This window comes from Microcoleus sp. BROC3, from assembly GCF_036702515.1.
Classification (GTDB): Bacteria; Cyanobacteriota; Cyanobacteriia; order Cyanobacteriales; family Microcoleaceae; genus Microcoleus.
In genome coordinates this window covers 86,342-105,171 of sequence record NZ_JAUBTQ010000001.1, presented here as the reverse complement: position 1 = coordinate 105,171, position 18,830 = coordinate 86,342, and the positions used below count along the sequence as shown (strand labels likewise).

Below are 18,830 nucleotides of genomic sequence, written 5' to 3'. Positions count from 1 at the left end.
CAAATAGGGCAAAGACGCACACTGCACACCCTACAACGAGTAAGGCGTGCACTTCGCACCGCAGGTTAAGTATTTGTGTTTAACTAAGCAACAGCCAAATAAGACTCTAGGTCTTCGGAACCACCGATCAACTTGCCGTCGATAAATACTTGCGGCACAGTGGTAGCCCCAGTCACAGCCCGGAGCGAGCGGGTTGTGATATCCCGGCCCAAGACGATTTCTTCATAATCCAAGCCTTTTTGACTCAGCATTGCCTTAGCCTTAGCGCAGAAGGGACAGCCCATTTTTGTAAACAGCGAAACTACCTTCGGCTTCGCTGCTGCGGAGTTGATGTAGTTGAGCATCGTCTCGGCATCCGACACTTTGAAAGGGTCTCCGGGTTCATCAGGCTCAATAAACATTTTGTCAACCAAGCCATCTTTTACCAGCATCGAATAACGCCAAGACCGCTTGCCAAAGCCTAAATCTGTTTTGTCTACCAGCATTCCCATGCCTTGAGTAAATTCGCCGTTACCGTCGGGAATTAACGTCACATTGTCTGATTCTTGGTCTTTTGCCCACTCGTTCATCACAAAGGTGTCGTTGACGGAAATACAAACGATTTCATCTACGCCGTTTTCTTTGAAAACTTTGGCCAATTCATTGTAACCGGGGAGGTGCGTTGACGAACAAGTGGGCGTAAAAGCCCCAGGCAGCGAGAAGACGACTACGGTTTTACCTGCAAATATATCATCGGTGGTGACATCGACCCACTCGTTGTCTTTGCGAGTGCGAAAGGTGACTTTGGGTACTCTTTGACCTTCTTGGTTCGTCAGCATCATTTTAAATTTTTAGGTACTTAGGTTCAATTCTTTTGCTTATTATAGCGTACTCATAACGAGTATGAGTTGTCAAGGGGAGGCGAGTTTTTTTCTCGGACTTGGGCGGGCGCGCGAGCTCAGTTCATTGTCTTTGCGACGATAGTTTGAATCATAGTCCGAATCAATTTCGCGGCGCGCGCGAGCTCAGTTCATTGTCTTGGCGACAGCTAGCAGATTTAAAACTTGCTGTTTAAGTAGGTCGGCAATTCTGTCTCCATTCCTTTGCTGCTGCTAACGGGTGAGGATTTTTTACACATTCTGTCAACATATCGATATCAATTCCCGGTAGCAATTCGCTTTGTGTGATTAATTCATAACCGCAGTTGGACACGAATTCAACCGGAATTTCTTCTCGCAAATGGTAGATAGAAAATCGGTCATTTCGCCAGAACCAAACCTCTCGCACATTCAATCTTCTATACAGTTCTAGTTTATTGATGCTGCCACTGGTAACAATCACTTCAATTACCAAATCGGGAAATTCTTTATCTGTGCCAATACAGTAAGCTTCATCTGGTTCCGTACCGCCACTTTTTTCCTCTTGTCGCAGAGTTGTAGACCCAAAAGGAAAATATTCGATGTCAGCTTCTACAAAATAAATAAGCAGCAGATCTCCAATGCGAGTTTTTCTACTTTCATGGCGGCGAGAAGGCGACATAATTTCCAAAACTCCATCTAAATAAGTAACTCGATATCCTGCCGCATCTCCAATCCGATTCAGCAGTGTCTCGTATTGTTCCCAGTTGGCGCTATCGGTAAGGTAGCGATCTTCAGGATCTTGGCGTTGGAGTGCTTGTTCTTTAAGTAGCGTATCTAGCTCGCTCGTCAGCATCGGTATTACCTCCTTACAAGTTGTTCTAATCTTAGCTCAACTTTATTCCCAATTAAACTGCCTTCCCAAATATTCCTCTAATTCCTGATTGTAAGGTTGGAAATAATCGCTCAACCTGTCGCGAACCGATTCATTTACCCTCTGATAAGAACCAGGATTAGCATTTTGGTACTCAGACAATTGATATTCCGGCAAATCTAAAAATTCTAAAACCTGCGGGACTATAGCTGCCGCACCTGCATAAAAATCTTCACTTTTCAAAATTAACAACTGTTCTCGGGGAAAGAAAGCCCGCCATTTTTTGATAAATTCTATGTACCTACCGCGAGCTAAATAATTCCCCGGTTCCTCGCCGATGATGTATTCTGGATTTTGACTCAACCGTTCAATTTCATCGCTAATTACTCGATCGAGCGATCGCGCTTCCCAATTTAAGCCAGTCAAGCGGTAAAATTGAGAAATCGCCCGATCGACCGGATTTCGCAAAAGTACAATCAGTTTCGCCTCTGGAAACAGGCTGTAGAGACGTTCCGGTGCTTCCCGAGAGTCAAAATAGCTCGGACTTGCTTCGCCAGTTACAAATTGCTCTCCCCGAGGCATTGGCGGAAAATGAGCCAAATACCAATCAATCCCTCTCTCAAAGTGCCACGAGAAAAAATCCATCTCCTTTTTAATCGGAGTCAAAATTTGCGGGTGTTGGGCTAAATAAGTATAAAGAGAAGTTGTGCCGCACCGCTGACAACCAATAATTATAAAGTTAGGAACTTTGACTGGTTTTAAGTTCCAATTTTGTGGAACAGGCATCTTGCCTGTATCTTCGTGTGGAACAGGCAAGATGCCTGTATCTTCTTGTGGAACAGGCATCTTGCCTGTTCTCTTACTGATAAGAGATGCAAAACTTTGTTTGTAACTGACAGTTCGATAAAAATCAATCGCCTCGGCAATTTTACCTTGCCTCGTCAAAGCTTCCCCCAAATTCAGATAAGGCCAAAAAGCCTCCGGTTTAGCTGCAACAACTTGGCGGCACAACTTCTCAACTTCATCTAGCTTATTCTGCTTAAGAAAAACTTCCCACAAATTGTAATAAAACCACCAAGGAAGATCGGGATTTATTTCTATTGCTTGGAAAAATGCCGCCGCCGCTTCCTCCCAATATTTTTGGTGGCTTAAAACAGCACCTAAATTGTAATAAGACCAGCAATCATCGGGTTTTTGGGTGACAGTTTCGCGAGATGAGGCTAATGCGCGCTCCTCTTCGAGGGCTTCGCTAACGCACTTTTCTTGCTGCTGCAACAACTCCTCTAATTTCGCTGAGTTGCCTTCATTACTCGGCATATTTGTCAATAGCAAATTGTAAATAATTATTGCGCTTTTTGGGCGATCGTACTTGGCTAAATTCTTTCCTAACTGCAAATAAAACTCCCAATTTTCCGGTGTAATTTGCAATTGAGATTGTTCTAACACTAAATTTAAATCCGACTCTGTTTGTCCGAGAGGGTATCCCAACTTCTCGTAAATTCCCGGCAAATCTCCGTCAATTTCAATAGCTTTTAAATACGTAGCGATAGCTTCATCCCACTGTTTTAGCTTAGTTAAAGCATCGCCTAAATTGCAAAAAGACCAAGCAAAATCCGAGTTGAGTGCAATCTCGCAGCGGTAAGCAACAGCAGCCTCTTCCCATTGCTGAAGTTTCAGCAAAGCATCGCCCAGGTTGTGATAAGACCAAGAAAAATCTGGATTTAACTCAACAGCTTTTTTGTAAGCAGCGACAGCTTCCTCCCATTTTTCAAGTTTCTGCAAAACATCGCCCAAACTGTGATAAGACCAAGAAAAATTAGGATTTAATTCAATAGCTTGTTTGTAAGCAGCAACAGCCTCATCGAACTGACCGCTTTCTTGCAGGGAATTACCCAAATCGTGGTAGTCATTGTCCATGCAAAACTCCTGCAACAGTCATTAATTTTTCCAGCGATTTCAAATTCAACTGCATATCTTTATGTAAGGGTTTGATCGGAGTTCCATCATCAACCAAATCGCCAATTAAATAGTAATGTTCCAAACCGCATAAATTGCTAATCATCCAATAACAATACGGAACGTAAAGGGGAGAAAAAATCTCAATTACCTTAGTTCCTGGATTGCAAAAAACTAGATTAGTCAATCCACCTCCGTGAGGTGCGACAACTACTTTAGCAGCAGCCAAACACGATGCTTGTTCCGCTACAGACATTGTTTCCAATTTGACACTGCGAAACCCAAATTTTTCTAAGTATTTAATTACTTCTTCATCGTTGACGATTCGCCTATAGGATGCTTGTTGCCGGCTGATATAAATTCGCTCTGAATAGTCTGTGTTTAGTGGCTGTTGTTCCTTTAAAAATGTCTGTTTGAGGTATTCACACTTCCATTTAGAAACAGCTCCCGATCCGTTATAAGATATTGACGGAACTATTAATTTATCTGCTGTAATGTGTAAATTGCAGCGACTTTCTAAAAGTTTATCTTGAGAAATTCCTAAAGTATTTAAAGTTTCTGCTTGATAGGAAGAATCCGAGGCATTGACAACAAACTTATCTATAGTTTCTATCAATCCGCTCCGCTGCAAAAGGTCAAATCGCGTAATCACATCAAACATCCAATGAAAATAAGCTGCTCCACCCCAGCGAGCAGATAAAAAAGCCACATTTCCATCGACGTGTTCAGCGGGAGGCAATTTGTCGGAAGTGATTACCAATTCCGCACAACCCATTGAAATGTCAGCAACAAGTTTATTTTCTGAAGTAATGACGGCGCTAGTCACAACATCTGCCCAAGCTCTTCCTTTTGGCAAGACGGCAACAAAAGCTTTTCTTGAATGACTTTGATGTTCCCAGAATCTACGGCTGCTATCGATTGTTTTGGAATCAGATAAATTGATTTGACTCGCAGGATGGATGTCAATGCAGGTGAGGTTAGGATTTGATTCTGGTGCAACGGTCAAATCTTCTGTAAATCCGCAGTATTTTTTGAGAATACTTAAGGGTAAATTTTGATTACTGCATTTTGCCAGATCGCTCTCATCGACTTCTCCTTGTTGTTCTAGAGCATAACCTATATTATCGTAAGCTTCAAACAAATCCGGTTTAATTTGCAGGGCTTGAACTAAATTAGTGATTCCAGGTTCCCACTGCTGTTTTGCAAGAAAACTCAAACCCAATCCTTCGTAACACCAGCAGGATTTGGGTTCGAGATTGATGCCTTTTTCGTAAATGGCGATCGCCCTTTCTAATTCCCCTTGATTCCGCAGTGCATCACCCAACTTTTTGTACAGCCAACTATGATCGGGTTCTAGCTCAATAGCACGATCAAAAGCCCCTGCTGCTTCAAACCAATTTTCTTGTGATTCCAGAACTTCCCCCAAACTATTGTACAGCCAACAATCATTGGGGTTTAATTCAATAGCTTTGCGGTAAGCCGCCGCCGCTTCTTCCCAATTTTTCAGTGCAACCAAAGCCCTACCTAATCTCTCGTAGGACCAACAGAAATCGGGATTAAGTTCAACTAACTTGCGGTAAGCAACAGCAGCTTCCTCACACTCAGAAAGCTCCATCAGCACATCGCCTAAATTGTTGTAAGTCCAACAAAAATCTGGATTTAACTCAATAGCTTTGCGGTAAGCAGAAGCCGCTTCCTCGTGTTGCTCAATCGCCTGCAAAGTTTCCCCCAAAAAGTGGTAAGCCCAACTAAAATGAGGGTTGAGTGCGATCGCCTGTTGGTAAGCTGCCCTAGCTTCGTCAAATAGTTCTTTTTTTTGCAAACTTTTACCCAACTTTTGGTAAGTTAAGTAGTTGCCAGACTTTATTTTAATAGCTGTTTGATAGCGGGCTATCGCCTCATCCAAATAACCGGAATTCGTTGCAATATCCCCCAACTTTTCCCAACCCAGAGACAACAGAGTTTGCTCTTCGCCCAAACTTTGATTGCCGATTTTTTTAACAATCAGTTGATAGCCTTTGTGTACAACTTCTAACTGACTTCCAAACATCTCCAAAAAAACATCTATCCCAATTTTAGTATCTTGCTCCGGGCTGTCGGGAAACGTAAACTCGTAATCATCAAAAACCATCAATCCCCCAACTTTCACCAACCTCCAAGATAAAATCGCATCTTGCAGAGCACTGGTAGGTTTGTGACAGCCGTCAATGTAAGCAACATCGTAATATTCCGAAGCCAAATTAATTAACAAATCTTGAGAGTAACCTTCTAATTCAATTACCCGATCTGCTGCTCCCGTTTTAACAATATTGCCCTTAAAATGTTGTTGAAAATACAAATCAATACAAGTAATCTTTGCCGTCGGATGAGTTAAAATATTATCCAGCAGCCAGCAAGCAGACATTCCCTGAAAACTGCCGATTTCCACAACTTGAAAATCCGCAATTCCGGTAAATTGCTGCAAATGCCGTTGCCAAATAGGAATATTGTGGGTAAACCAATCTTGGGTAAATTGATAATCTTTCGCCGCACACTCAGGCCAACCCCTCAATTCGCTCGCTTTTTGGTGGCAAATAATTGCTTCTTCTAATTCGCCTAATTGCGGTAAAATATTTCCTAAATCGTTGTAAGGTTTAGAATTGATCGGCTCGATTTCTATTTGGCGGCGGTAAGCGGCAATTTGTGCGTACAACTCCTGTTGTTTCGCCCGAACATCATTGAGTTGGGCGACAACTTCTGCAGCATTGGGTTCAATTTGCAGTGCCATGCTATAAAATACGATCGCGCCTTCCAACTGCTTCTGTTTTGCTAAACTATTGCCTAAATTTATATAAAATTCCGCTCCATCTAACTCAATTCCCAGCAATTTGTGGTAATTTTTCCCGCTTGCAAGTACCTCAATAGATTGACAATAAGTTGCGATTGTGATGTCTAAACCAGATTCGCTCCGCTTCCGCAAAACATATCCCAACCGCTGATTAATTCCCGTCAAATTCGCCTCCATCTGAACCGCGTGCAGGAAAGCAGCCACAGCTTCATCCCAGGATTGTTCGCAGGTGAAGGCTATTCCCAAATTCACATAAAACCAAGGAATATTTGGATTTATTTCAATAGCTTTGCGGTAGCAACTAATAGCTTCTGGCCACAGTTGTTTTTGAGCCAAAGCGTCCCCTAAGCAATTGTATGCCCAGTAGGAATTATCATTAATTTCCAGAGTCTGACGGTAACATTTAATTGCTGCATCAAAGTCCTGTTTTTGCGCGAAAACATTACCTAAACCCACGTAAGCACGAGCGTATTTTGGGTTGAGTTCGAGGCTTTTGTTGTAACAGGCGATCGCCCGATCGAATTCTCCTCGCTCCGCCCAAGTTTTACCCAAACTGTGGTAAGATTCAAACGAATTTGGATTGATGGCAATGGCTTGTCGGTAATTGGCGATCGCCTCCTCCCACCGCTTCTGACCAACCAGCATTTCTCCTAGATTGTGATAAGCGATTGCCAGCTTCGGGTTTAACTTAATTGCCCGCGAATAACACTCAATAGCACGATCGAACTTTCCCAATTCAACCAAACTATTTCCCAGAGTGACGTTTTCCTCAGCAGTTGCCCAATTCGGCTCGATATTAAAAGCTTGATACCAACAGTCTGCCGCCTCTTCTCGCTTCTCTAACTGCGTCCAAATTCTCGCCAACTGCCGATAAACAGCAGCAAAATTCGGCGCTAGCGAAATTGCTTTTTCACAATTTACGATCGCCTTTTCCCACTGTTTCCCCTGAGAATACAAACTGCCGAGATTAGCATAAACTTCCGGCAAATTTGGATTGCGATCGATTGCCGATTCATACCACTGCTTAGCTTGCTCGATTTCCCCTCGCACCTGCATCACCTTTCCCAGCGTCTGGCAAGCTGTCGCCAAATTCGGTTCAATTTTCAACGCTGACTCGCAAGCAGCAACTGCCTCATTCAACTTTCCTTCGGCTAAATAAACTTCTGCTTGCCGACTCAAATCAACCGCTGCCTTTTCCATCTTCTCAATCGAGGGCATAATTAAACTTGCTCCAGACACCAACTAACCCAAACCCACCACTTCAACCATCTTTTTCAGCGAACTCAAGTTCACCAAAATATCCTCAGTCAGGGAATTCTGATACATCAACTGTCTAATAGGATAGCATTCAAAAGCCTCGCCCGTTAAAAAGTAATGTTCCAACTGCAAATATTGACTGATTCCCCAGTAATAATGGCTGATATAGTGAGGCGACACTAACTCAATTACTTTAGTTCCCTGGCGACTAAAAATCGTATTTGTCAAGCCGCTGCCGTGGGCTGCCACTATCACCTGAGCGTGGTAAAAATGAGCAATTTGCTCTGCCAAAGACATCGACTCAGGTAAAATAGAAACAAAGCCAAATTTCTCCAAAACCTCAACCACATCTTCCTCGTTCAAAACTCGTCGATATCTTGCTTTGCTGCGACTGATATAAATGCGTTTCGGATAGCTCGAACTAGGTAGAATTCCCTTGAGAAACTCGCGCCTCAAAAAATCCATCGCCCACCCAGAAGGCCAGCCCAAATATCCCGCAAAAGACGGCACAATTAACTCTGTTGCTTGTATGTGAGGCAAGCGATCGCTCTCCAAGACTTTTTCTTCGGGAATCCCCAAAATTCTCAGACTTTCCCCCTGAAATTGGTGCTGACAACTATTCACCAAAAACCAATCAATTTCCGCCAAATCCCTACCGCTGTGCCGCAGCAATTCTATCCTCGGCAAAACGTCAACCATCCAGTGAAAATAGACATTTCCAGACAAACCAGAAAGCACCGCCACTCTGCCGTCAATTTGCTTGAGAGGCGGGAATGATTCTAAATTAAAAACGCTGTGTTTTCTAATATCATGCTTTTCGCATCCAGGTAAAAAGCCCGGATAATCTCTCGACACATCACCCAACAAATAATTGTCAGGAGTAATTACAGCGATCGCCTTGCAAATCAGCCAATAATTTTCCTGCGGCACAATCCAAACTCGCCCGTTGGGAATTGCAGCCACAAAAGTTTTGGGCGACTGCACAGGTATCGGTTGCGAGTTGGACAAACGGCACACTCCCCAACCCAAATGCACCGGATCGAACCACTTAGAAAGTCGCTGCAAACACAGCCCGCAAGTTAAACCGGCACACTCGGAATTAGCCAATTTGGAATTGGATCTCCCAAATTGGGAATTCGGAATATTTTCGGCCCTTGCTTCTGGTGCAGATTTCCAAAATATTTCCACATAATTCTCAGCATCCAACTTAGCATTAACCAGCCAATCCCAACTCGATAAATAAATACTGTGAGGAGGTTTTATAGAAGTGCTATCGGGCGAAATAAAACTGTCTTTTTTCCACTGTTTCTGATCCCCATACCCGTGCAATTGCAGATCTAAAACCTTTTGATAATAATCAATCGCCCGTTCCCAGCGCCCCTGTTTTTCCAGCAGTTTTGCCAACTCAAAATAAACCTGCGGTAAAGCAGGTTGAATCGTCAAAGCCATGCGGTAAACTGCAATTGCTGCGCTGAACCGCTGTTGTTGGGCTAAGCAATTTCCCAGCCGACAGTAAATCTCTGCATTTTGTGGCTGAATTTGCAAAGCTTTTTGATAATAAGCGGCGGCAGATTCGTGTCCGCCGTACTCTGTTAAAGCATTTCCCAAATGCAAGTAAATTTCGGCTAAATTATCGCAGATTTCAGCAATTGGTAATGGGGCATTGGGGATTGGGGATTGGGCATTGGGCATTGGGCATTGGGCATTGGGAATAGTTTCTTTGTCTTCCTTCTTCCCTCTTCCTTCTTCCTTCTTCCTTCCAGTTAGTGCTGTGAGAAATCGATCGCACGCAGCGATCGCCCTTGACAATTCATCATCTTCTACCGCCGCAAATCTGCGCCTGTCTCCCAAGCGGCAGTATGCCTCAACAAAATCAGGCCTCAAAGCTATTGCTCGCTCAAAATAAGGCATGGCTTCCGCAATTTTGCCCAAAACCATCAAAGAAAACCCGGCGTCTGTATAGCCCGAAATATAGTCGGAATTGATCTCGATCGCGCGATCGAAACAAGCAAGAGCCGCCGAATGTTCCCCCTGTAATTGCCACGCTTTCCCCAGATTATAGTGAGCCAAAACCATGTCCGGCTCCAACTCAATAGCTGTGAGGTAAGATGCGATCGCCCTTTCCGGACTTTTGTCCAGCAAGGCTTGACCCAAATTATTGTGCAGCGTCGCCCAATCCGGCTTAATCTCGATCGCCCGCTGGTAAACTTCGATCGCCTCAGCAGCCCGATCTTCCTTGAGCAAAATCACACCCAGATTGCTGTAAGCTTCCACGTAATCCGGCTTCAGAGCGATAGCCTGTCGGTAGGTATCCATTGCCGCTTCGAGCTGACTATTTTCATCTAAAACCACAGCCAGATTGTAGAAAGCATCGAGATAATCGGGTTTTTTGGCGATCGCATTTCGGTAACAGTCGATCGCCCCCAACAAATTACCCTGCTTGTGAAAAATATTTCCCAAGTTATAATGAAGTTCCGCCCAATCTGGTTTCAAATCCAGAGCTTGTCGGTAGTGAAAAACCGCTTCATCCAGCCACGCATAGTCGCTGTAAAGTTGACCCAAATAAGCATGAGCCAGAAAAAACTGGGGCGAAATCTCCAAAGCTTGCACAAAAGCGTCTCTTGCCGCCGTCGGATCGCCTTGAGCTTCGAGAATTTCGCCTAAAGTCGTGTAAGCCGTAGGCGAAAACGGTTGAAGTTCGATCGCCTTTTTGCAAAACTCGATCGCCTCAGTTAACTTCCCCCGGTTCAAATAAATTTGGGCTTGCCGGATATATTCTTCAGTGCTCATTGCTCGCGGTGCAGTTGCGGTTTCTTTACCGCTTCAGTAAAACCTAGAAATTCTAATTTAAAAACTTTGTATTTATATTTTGCCCGATCGGGCTATCGATTAATTTTATCAATAACTGTCGATCGATTTTTTTTGACTGCCCCTGCTTCAGTTCCTGCATTGAATATTTCAACCTCACCCCGCTTGTGGCAGAGTGAGGTTGAAATCCTTTAAAACTACCGGCTTTGTGAGAACAGCCCCGAATCTTATCCGGTGCCGCCCCACAACAGCCAGTTGTTTTAGAACAACTCGAAGTTGTTCGAGGTAATCGTCAGGCCTGTCTGCAACTGAGCAACAGTTAGCACTCCGTTGCCGCCGTTGAAGTACAGCAAACCGCTTGTTGGGTTGTAGACCAACTTGTTCGTCGTGGCTGCTGTTGGGGTGCCGGTGAAACTAGCATCGACCACAAACTCGCTCGCCTCGAACGTGCTGCCCAAACCAGCGAACACACCGCCCTGCTTCAAGCGGATCTTATCTTCGCCTGGGGTAAAGTCAGTGATCGTGTCTACACCGTAATCGCCACCGCTGGAGAAGAAGTAGAACGTATCGCTGCCAGCACCACCAGTCAGGACATCGCTGCCTCTGTCGCCAGAGATAAAGTCATTGCCCTCGCCACCATTGACAGTATCGTTTTCTTTACCGCCGTAGAGGCTGTCGTTGCCGCTGCCGCCGCCGACAATATCGCTGCCTTGGCCGCCGTAGAGGCTGTCGATGCCACCTCCACCGAGTACGGTGTCGTTGCCTCTGTCGCCAGAAATTAAGTCATTGCCCTCGCCACCGTCTACGAGGTCATCACCTTTACCGGCAAATATCCTGTCGTCGCCGCCGCCGCCAGCTACCACATCGGCGCCGCTGCCTGAGAATATATTATCGTTGCCGTCGCCGCCGCCGATACTGTCATTTCCGCCGCCGGTATAAATCTGGTCGTCGCCACCGCCACCGACGACGACATCATTGCCCGCAAAAGTCTGGATGATATCGCTGCTGGGGCTGCCGTTCAACCTGTTGTCGCCTTGGGTACCGATAACAGTAAAGCCACCGCCACCGGCACCTCCAGCTAGTGAACTTGCTGGTTGTGTTGGATTAGTTACCTGTGTCATTTACACTCCTCCTAAAAGATCAATCATTTTTCTACAATACACTTTTCCCTCCAAAGGGATTCAATAAATGAAACCGGACATCGGTTGAGACCCTAGTTAACCCGGCTGCTATAAGCTGTCATGTAATTTAAATTGTCAGCAGCGAGCCTGGGAGCGCGAGTTGAATCCTGTATTCGTTGAGCAGCAAATATCGGTTTTTTCCTGCTTTTGACTCTCGACTCCACCACTGCCTCCTCTAACACGAAAATATTCCAGTTAAACGCTTGTGAGTTTACCATACTGACGGTCGGTGTGGCTAGTCATTTTTTCAACAATAGCCGGAAAACACACAGAGACCATTTTTAATGGGAGTATACTCTCAAGATTGAGAAGTTCCACCGCAGTCGTTGGCAACTGTCGATCGCCGCCGGAGAGTTCGATCGCCCGCAAACGGGCTGTAACTGAGTTGCGATTTTTCAGTATACTCTGGTTGACCAGACTTTTGAGTTCCGCTAATAGTTCCCCAGAAATCAAAATTTTTTAGCTGGCTTTCAAAGCAAGCCCGCGCACTTGCGGGTCGTATTCAATCAAACCTAGCCCTATAAAGCGATTTAAGCTGCTGGAGTTACCGCTTTTAGTGGCAATTTACTTATCTCCAACACACTCTTGAACCCAATCTTGAGGCCGATCACCTTGATTTTTTAACCTATACAGTCCTGGACGCACGCTTCCGCAAAAAACCCGGTTTCTCGTTGTCAAGTTCGAGGGTATATGACCAAATTACGTGCATCAACCGGGTTTTTGCGTCCAGGACTGCGATATCCCTCCCGATCGACGGCAGATTTTCTCGAAACAACCCGGTTTTTCAACCAAAATAGCTGATTTCAGCTATGAGCGGCATCCATCCAGACTATCCAGCGCTTGTGTGATGAATTTGGGATTTTGCGTGGCCCGCTAGAGTTCTGACGGTACTCTCAAAGCTGAGAATAAGCAGCAGCGCATCTTAATTTGCTGTTGGTTTGCGACACAATGTAAAACAGAGAAATCTTCGATCGCCGTCCAGCGACTCTTGAGGGTGACAGGTAACCCCGACCCTTTGTAAGTTTTTATATAATTAGATTTGACAATTTAACTTAACAATATTTTGTTTTAACCAAATATCTTCTTGCTAATTGTTAACTTCGAGCTGCTCATTAACAATTAGCAATTTTCCGGAAATTTGGTTCGGTATTCATAAACAAGCTGCACTATTCCCCCTAGCGGTGTGCTTCAAGTTGCGATGTTGACCCATTGGAATTGCTCTGGCTGTCGTAGCTGTAGATGTGAGGGTCGCCCTCGAAAATATAATTGATAGAAGTAGCTGCGTAGTAGGTCAGCGCTAGCAGCGACACTACATTAAGAATTCGATAAATTGGCTTTTCAGACACTTGGTTCATTTTTACTCCTACTTTTTGTGCAAATAGCAAAGTTTGATACAGTGACGGCACTTTTTTTGAGAAGTTCCCAAAAACCCAACACCTCTAAAAACTCCGCTCGATCGCCTTATGAACTCTTGATGCCCGATCGCATAAAACAAGTCCTGCTTGAGATTTGAAAGATTGATTGTTGCCTATTTCATATTGCAGTCTCTGCCTTTACTTGTGTATCTAACTGGGGTAAGAGTTCGGCAATTTGGGCGATATCAAACTCTACAATTTCCTGTGGGTAGCTGCTACAATTTGAAACAAAATAGCCTCAAATGCTTGCAGGGCAAAGATTATATCTATTTATCCGCAGCTAGCAAGGATTTTCTCAAATTCGATAAATGGTACGGAGTAGCCGGAAGTCATAAAACTTATTCAGTTGGTCAACGAAATGCTGAAATATGTCTAAAGTTATACTTTTGCAAGCAACAGACCGTGTTAAGTAGGTAGGTGAAAATAAACCGACCTATCAGAATGGAGGGCGGCTGAGTCCAGCAATAAACTGCCGGCTTTTAAAAATATTCTTTTAACCCGCCCCTAGAAGATATTATTTTTTTTCGTACCGCCCTACTTACATTGCGTATTAAGTTTGATCTGGTACAGGTGGCAGATAATTTTTTATTTAAACAAATGTTGCGGTCGCTGTCGGACAAATTTGGTCTGACAATGTTGACTCAGCACCAGCCTTAAATCACGATGTGACACAATAAAAGTAGGCGTCAAAAAGCAGAAAGCACAATGTGAGAGCGGTCAATCGATTTGAGATTTTAGATTTGAGATTTTAGATTGACCCCACCGATAAATGCGGGGGCTTGAGGATTTTCGATTTTCGATTTTGGATTGATTCCACGGATAAATCACGTGGCGGGTACCACCTTTGAAATTCGTGGTCAAAAAATACTGTTGGGAGATTCAGAAGTTTTATTTAATTATACCTTCTAAGTGCCAATTTTTACCGTTAAAAAACAAGATGATTTACTCGCTGCGACGAGCGAGGCACTGGGGATATTTTATGACGAGATAACCGACTGTGCTTGAGTCAGTTACTTCCACCATTTATTATATTTTTTGCTCGCCTTGAGCTGTTTGTACAACCGACTTTTTGCTGGTAATTTGCAAAAGGGATAGGGGCAGAACAACAGGCCAAGCCAGAGGGCCAATTACTAAGGCTATCCAAGATATCAAGTCTTTTTTAGATGTAGCCTTATCGTTCCAAAAACTTTTGAACCAAACAAGAAAAACGATTAAGGAAATCGAAAAGTAGCTAATAATTATCATTGTTTTACCTGCCTGCTTACAGATGGGATAGAAGCATTTATGATTATTGTATCTCAGGGTGCGGCTCGCCGATCGCCACTTTCGGCCCTCGGCTGCAACTGTCGAAAACTCAAAGTTTCACAGCTTTCCGAGTCCATAGCCTGCGATGTCGAACCGACGCCATCCCGCTGCGCAGTGGCGCGGGGCGCTCAAAATCTTGGGTTCAGAAGTTTTCGAGGTTTAGTCCCATGAGGCTACCGCCGCAATCACACCGCGATCGAGGTCTCTCGTTCTGTGTGATTTAACTCACGTATAATCGCAGACTTCGGTCACAAGTCGAGCCAAGAACGATCGCACAGCTTAGCCGACTGCAATCACCCTACTCTATTGTCAAATGCTCGATATTATAATCGTCGAGTTCAACGAGATTTCATGCAAGTTCTGAGTTTAAAATCCGATCGTGCGATCGCTGAACTGTTTTATCAAGTCACCCATTCAGGCAATCTGACTCGCACTCAAAGCCACAGACTGCGCGCCATCTGCGAAAGCGCTCTCAGCGCCGAGGATCGAGATGCAGTGAACCGCCTGCTTCACGCCATCCGTCGCGGATGGGTCAGGATTTCCGATTAGTCCTCTGACACAGGCAGTTGAGATCGGTATTTCTACTTTCTTTCCTGTAAAGCTTCGCCAGCAATCAGATTTCCGCGAGTGTGTCGCTCCATTAACCTTCTCAACAAAAAATTGTGCAGCGATCGCAACGCTCGAACCCGGTTCCTTGAAGAAGCCGGGATTTTTGATATGAAGCAGTCAGCAGTCAGTAGCCTGTAGTCACCAGTAATTAAGTAGATACACGGAAAAACCCCCACCCAGACATTCAGTAAATGCAACCAAAACGGATGTCTGAACACCGTAAAAGTTTTACGTTTAATTAAGTGGATCTATTTAGTTAGCAGTCATTAATTACCCGCCACTAGCAATCTATTAATAAATAAATAAATATTAATTTTTTTGTCAAAGTATCTAGACAAAAAGTAGAGATTTCGGAGTTGCCAAAACCGAGGAATCATGACGGGGTTTGTGTTCTGAGTCGCAGGGCGATCGAGGAAACATTCGATACCCTACTCAGGCTGACACAAATCACCAATTAAGACCCAATCGATCACATTTACTCGCGTAGTTGAATCACATAAATGTTGGGGAAATCAGTCAATACTGTCAAAAGTCAGTAAAAAAAAACAGATGATGACCCAAACGTTTTTACCTCAATTTACTATTGCAGAGCTAGTCTTTCAGGTATATCACTCCGGTCTGCTGACTGCCACTCACCGAGAACAGCTCAAGACAGCCCTGTTAAATGACTGTCTTACAGAAGAAGATCACACAGCCATCAACCGCTTGCTCCACGCCGTTCGCCGGGGCTGGCTGAAAGTTGTAACGTAAACTGTGGCCCCCAAATTTTTGCCACTCCTCTTTAAATGGACTGTCACATGAAGGCCGAATTAAATCCCCTTAAAAAAATCAGGAATTACGCTAAATGTAGGGTGCGCTACAAGCACCCTTCAGTTTTAACTTCTGTTTTGCAGCTTATTTACTCAGAGATTTTGCCGTCAGGCATCATCGCCTCTCTCAGATTCGCTTCATTTAAATTTGTCCCGCGCAAATTTGCTTGATGCAAGTTTGCTCCCCGGAGATTTGCTCCCTTGAGAGAAACTCCGCTCAAATCTGCTAGATGGAGATTTGCACAGCTCAAGTTAGCTCCGCTCAAATCGGCTCCCTTCAAATCCGCTTTTTCGAGATTTGCTTCGGTCAAATTTGCCCAACTCAGATTTACTTGAGTTAGATTAGCATCGCTGAGATCGGCTTGTGTTAAGTTGGCATCGGTTAAATTTGCTTTGCTGAGGTTAATTCCGCAAAGTTTTACTTCTGTCAAGTTTGCACCTTGCAAGTTAGCGTTAACTGCATAAACTTGAATCAAAATTGCCCGCTGAAGGTTTGCATCTCTCATGTCTGCACCCCTGAGACTCGCCCCCGTTAAATTGGCTGCGGTGAGCAGGACACTCCGCAAAATGGCTCCGCTCAAGTTCGCTCCCACCGCCTCGCATTCGCCGAAATTAGCGGACATGAGGTTGGCTTGGGAGAGGTTGGCTTGGCTGATATCTGCTTGATACAGATTGGCTCTGTAGAGGGTGAGGCCGATGGAATTTGCACCTTTTAAATTAGCTTGACTCAGGTCAATATCGCGCAAATTAGTCCTTGACATATTGGCACCGCTCAGGTCTACTTTGTGAAAAACCCGTTCTCCGGCTGCATACCGTCTGAGAAGTTCGTCTGCATTCATGTCATTGCCCCCCAAATACTTAATAATATCTTTGATATTTCAATAATATTAGGCATGAGCGACCTTTACGTTTCTTGGTCAGAATACCATCGGAAAATTGAGGATTTGGCTGTACAAATTGATGAATCTCAGTGGAAATTCGATCGAATTGTCTGTCTGGCGAGGGGAGGGCTGCGGGTTGGGGATACTCTGTCGCGGATTTTCGACAAACCTCTGGCGATTTTAGCGGCCTCGTCCTATGGTGGGGGCGAGGGAAAAGTCCGGGGTGCGATCGAGTTTGCGCGCGATTTGACAATGGTGGGCGATAATTTGGGCAGCCGCATTCTCCTGGTTGACGATTTGGTGGATTCGGGAATTAGTTTGCAGCAAGGTATTGCTTGGCTGAAGAACCGCTACGGCGAGGATATTCAGGAAATTCGGACTGCTGTGCTTTGGTACAAGGCTTGTTCGGTGGCGGTGCCCGATTATTATGTGGATTATTTAGCCGATAATCCTTGGATTCACCAACCTTTTGAAATCTACGAAAAGATGAGTGCCGCTGATTTTGCGGCAAAGTTGGGAGTTAGTCAATAAAAGACTAAAATCAAGTCTATTTTTAATAGGGTTTTGGCGGTATTTTGCACTTTTTGGCATAGTCTGCGGGCGGTTGAAACCCCTGTCTCACAGCTAAATTCCTCTCAAAGAAAACTGAATATTTATTAAGGTTTGGCAGTCGGTTTCAACTGACATCTTGCGCCATTCTTCCTTAACAGGCCGGAACGCCTGTTCGTAAAAGGATTATTGAGAATGGTGCAATATCTGAGTTTCAACCGACTTTAGCTATGAGACGGGGAATTAATTCTCCGGGGGCTTGTGGGTAAGTGCAAGTCTGGGGATACAATTAGCGAACCAAAAGAATGCGATCGCCCAATTCCATACTCTCTGCCAAAACTTCCTGGCGGGCCCACGTATCCGCAGCCAAAATATCGTCTAAAGCCGGACTTTCACAGTTATCGGTTTGATGTTTGTCGCACGCCTTCTCGATCAACTTCGGAATATCCAAAAACTGAATCTTCTCCTCCAAAAATAGCGCTACCGCCTGTTCGTTTGCCGCATTCAGCACCGCTGGCATCGAACCGCCTGCACGTCCAGCCGCATAAGCCAACTGCATACAGGGATACTTTTCATGATCTGGTTCTCGGAAAGTCAAATCTCCAGCTTTTACCAAATCCAGCCGTTCCCAATCTGTATGAATTCGCTCCGGCCAAGACAAAGCGTAAAGCAGAGGCAAGCGCATATCCGGCCATCCCAATTGCGCCAAAACAGACGTATCTTGCAGCTCAATTAACGAGTGAATTATGCTCTGAGGATGGATGACAATATCAATATCGTCATAATCCATCCCGAACAAGTAATGAGCTTCAATTACTTCTAATCCTTTATTCATCAAAGTAGCAGAATCGATCGTTATTTTCTGCCCCATCGACCAATTCGGATGTTTCAAAGCATCAGCTACTGTTACTTCTGCTAACTTGCCGATCGGCAAATCTCGAAAAGAACCCCCCGAAGCTGTGAGAATAATTCGCCGCAACCCGCCAACAATAACACCTTGGAGGCACTGAAAAATAGCCGAATGTTCCGAATCAGCGGGCAATATTTTAACACCGTATTTTTCGACCAGGGGGTTGACAACGGGGCCACCAGCTATTAATGTTTCTTTATTGGCTAAGGCGATATCTTTGCCTGCCTCAATAGCAGCAATTGTTGGCAGCAAACCGGCACAGCCAACTATGCCAGTCACGACGGCTTGAGCGTCGCCATATTTGGCAACTTCGACAACGCCTGACTCGCCCGCAAGTAAAATAGGTTGAGGATCGATGTCTGCGATCGCCTCCTTCAATTCCTGTAATTTATCTTCGTTGCAAATCGCAACAATTTCCGGTCGAAACTGGCGAATTTGCTGGGCCAGCAACGTTACATTTCGTCCGGCGGTTAACCCGACAATCCGAAATTGATCGGGGTATTGAGCTACAATATCCAGAGTCTGAGTGCCGATGGAGCCTGTGGAGCCGAGAAGAGTTATTGCTTTCACAATTGTTTAATGTTTTTTGGGCTATTCTAATATTACGATTGCA

General features: G+C 44.7%; 14 protein-coding genes. 4 read left to right on the top strand and 10 right to left on the bottom strand.

The features are described from left to right. Positions 1–83 precede the first annotated feature (83 nt). From QUB30_RS00510 to QUB30_RS00475, 8 genes are all read right to left on the bottom strand, one after another. Positions 84–818 (bottom strand): glutathione peroxidase, encoded by a 735-nt coding sequence (locus QUB30_RS00510; protein WP_333327957.1) that lies wholly within the window; start codon positions 816–818, stop codon positions 84–86. Positions 819–1,050: 232 nt separating this feature from the next. Next, entirely contained in the window at positions 1,051–1,692 is a 642-nt protein-coding gene (locus tag QUB30_RS00505; RefSeq protein WP_333327514.1) for a Uma2 family endonuclease, read from the bottom strand. 42 nt (positions 1,693–1,734) lie between these two features. Then, the gene (locus QUB30_RS00500) at positions 1,735–3,627 is read right to left on the bottom strand and encodes a tetratricopeptide repeat protein (protein ID WP_333327511.1); all 1,893 of its coding nucleotides are present in this window, start codon (positions 3,625–3,627) and stop codon (positions 1,735–1,737) included. Continuing rightward, positions 3,617–7,711 (bottom strand): tetratricopeptide repeat protein, encoded by a 4,095-nt coding sequence (locus QUB30_RS00495; protein ID WP_333327507.1) that lies wholly within the window; start codon positions 7,709–7,711, stop codon positions 3,617–3,619. The genes QUB30_RS00500 and QUB30_RS00495 overlap by 11 nt, the downstream gene beginning before the upstream one ends. 24 nt (positions 7,712–7,735) lie before the next feature. Then, a complete protein-coding gene (locus tag QUB30_RS00490; protein ID WP_333327504.1) occupies positions 7,736–10,540 on the bottom strand; it encodes a tetratricopeptide repeat protein in 2,805 nt (934 codons plus the stop codon). Between the two features lie 278 nt (positions 10,541–10,818). After that, positions 10,819–11,679, bottom strand: coding sequence for a calcium-binding protein (locus QUB30_RS00485; protein ID WP_333327501.1), 861 nt, complete (start codon positions 11,677–11,679; stop codon positions 10,819–10,821). A gap of 255 nt (positions 11,680–11,934) precedes the next feature. Then, positions 11,935–12,192 carry a hypothetical protein gene (locus QUB30_RS00480; protein ID WP_333327498.1) on the bottom strand — a complete coding sequence of 86 codons (258 nt, stop codon included), beginning with the start codon at positions 12,190–12,192 and terminating at the stop codon, positions 11,935–11,937. A gap of 722 nt (positions 12,193–12,914) precedes the next feature. Continuing rightward, a complete protein-coding gene (locus QUB30_RS00475) occupies positions 12,915–13,094 on the bottom strand; it encodes a hypothetical protein (protein WP_333327495.1) in 180 nt (59 codons plus the stop codon). A gap of 1,344 nt (positions 13,095–14,438) precedes the next feature. Here QUB30_RS00475 and QUB30_RS00470 point away from each other — a divergent pair. The 3 genes from QUB30_RS00470 (at position 14,439) to QUB30_RS00460 (ending at position 15,818) form a co-directional block, all read left to right on the top strand. Next, positions 14,439–14,630, top strand: coding sequence for a hypothetical protein (locus QUB30_RS00470; protein WP_333327491.1), 192 nt, complete (start codon positions 14,439–14,441; stop codon positions 14,628–14,630). Positions 14,631–14,810: 180 nt separating this feature from the next. Then, on the top strand, positions 14,811–15,008 hold the full coding sequence (locus QUB30_RS00465; protein ID WP_333327488.1) for a hypothetical protein: 198 nt from the start codon (positions 14,811–14,813) through the stop codon (positions 15,006–15,008). A 609-nt stretch (positions 15,009–15,617) separates the two neighbouring features. Further along, positions 15,618–15,818, top strand: a complete 201-nt coding sequence (locus QUB30_RS00460) for a hypothetical protein (protein ID WP_333327485.1) — start codon at positions 15,618–15,620, stop codon at positions 15,816–15,818. A gap of 148 nt (positions 15,819–15,966) precedes the next feature. Here QUB30_RS00460 and QUB30_RS00455 read toward each other — a convergent pair whose 3' ends face one another. Further along, a complete protein-coding gene (locus tag QUB30_RS00455; RefSeq protein WP_333327481.1) occupies positions 15,967–16,716 on the bottom strand; it encodes a pentapeptide repeat-containing protein in 750 nt (249 codons plus the stop codon). 54 nt (positions 16,717–16,770) lie between these two features. On the opposite strand from QUB30_RS00455, the gene QUB30_RS00450 reads away from it, so the two are divergent. Further along, on the top strand, positions 16,771–17,289 hold the full coding sequence (locus QUB30_RS00450) for a phosphoribosyltransferase family protein (protein ID WP_333327476.1): 519 nt from the start codon (positions 16,771–16,773) through the stop codon (positions 17,287–17,289). A gap of 307 nt (positions 17,290–17,596) precedes the next feature. Here the strand turns inward: QUB30_RS00450 and dxr are convergent, their stop codons facing one another. Further along, positions 17,597–18,787 (bottom strand): 1-deoxy-D-xylulose-5-phosphate reductoisomerase, encoded by a 1,191-nt coding sequence (gene dxr, locus QUB30_RS00445; RefSeq protein ID WP_333327472.1) that lies wholly within the window; start codon positions 18,785–18,787, stop codon positions 17,597–17,599. Between the last annotated feature and the right edge of the window lie 43 nt (positions 18,788–18,830).

Bases quoted from the DNA above. Each gene is read 5' to 3' on its own strand.
- QUB30_RS00510 (WP_333327957.1), bottom strand. From the start codon at position 818: ATGCTGACGAACCAAGAAGGTCAAAGAGTACCCAAAGTCACCTTTCGC.
- QUB30_RS00505 (WP_333327514.1), bottom strand. From the start codon at position 1,692: ATGCTGACGAGCGAGCTAGATACGCTACTTAAAGAACAAGCACTCCAA.
- QUB30_RS00500 (WP_333327511.1), bottom strand. From the start codon at position 3,627: ATGGACAATGACTACCACGATTTGGGTAATTCCCTGCAAGAAAGCGGT.
- QUB30_RS00495 (WP_333327507.1), bottom strand. From the start codon at position 7,711: ATGCCCTCGATTGAGAAGATGGAAAAGGCAGCGGTTGATTTGAGTCGG.
- QUB30_RS00490 (WP_333327504.1), bottom strand. From the start codon at position 10,540: ATGAGCACTGAAGAATATATCCGGCAAGCCCAAATTTATTTGAACCGG.
- QUB30_RS00485 (WP_333327501.1), bottom strand. From the start codon at position 11,679: ATGACACAGGTAACTAATCCAACACAACCAGCAAGTTCACTAGCTGGA.
- QUB30_RS00475 (WP_333327495.1), bottom strand. From the start codon at position 13,094: ATGAACCAAGTGTCTGAAAAGCCAATTTATCGAATTCTTAATGTAGTG.
- QUB30_RS00470 (WP_333327491.1), top strand. From the start codon at position 14,439: ATGATTATTGTATCTCAGGGTGCGGCTCGCCGATCGCCACTTTCGGCC.
- QUB30_RS00465 (WP_333327488.1), top strand. From the start codon at position 14,811: ATGCAAGTTCTGAGTTTAAAATCCGATCGTGCGATCGCTGAACTGTTT.
- QUB30_RS00460 (WP_333327485.1), top strand. From the start codon at position 15,618: ATGATGACCCAAACGTTTTTACCTCAATTTACTATTGCAGAGCTAGTC.
- QUB30_RS00455 (WP_333327481.1), bottom strand. From the start codon at position 16,716: ATGAATGCAGACGAACTTCTCAGACGGTATGCAGCCGGAGAACGGGTT.
- QUB30_RS00450 (WP_333327476.1), top strand. From the start codon at position 16,771: ATGAGCGACCTTTACGTTTCTTGGTCAGAATACCATCGGAAAATTGAG.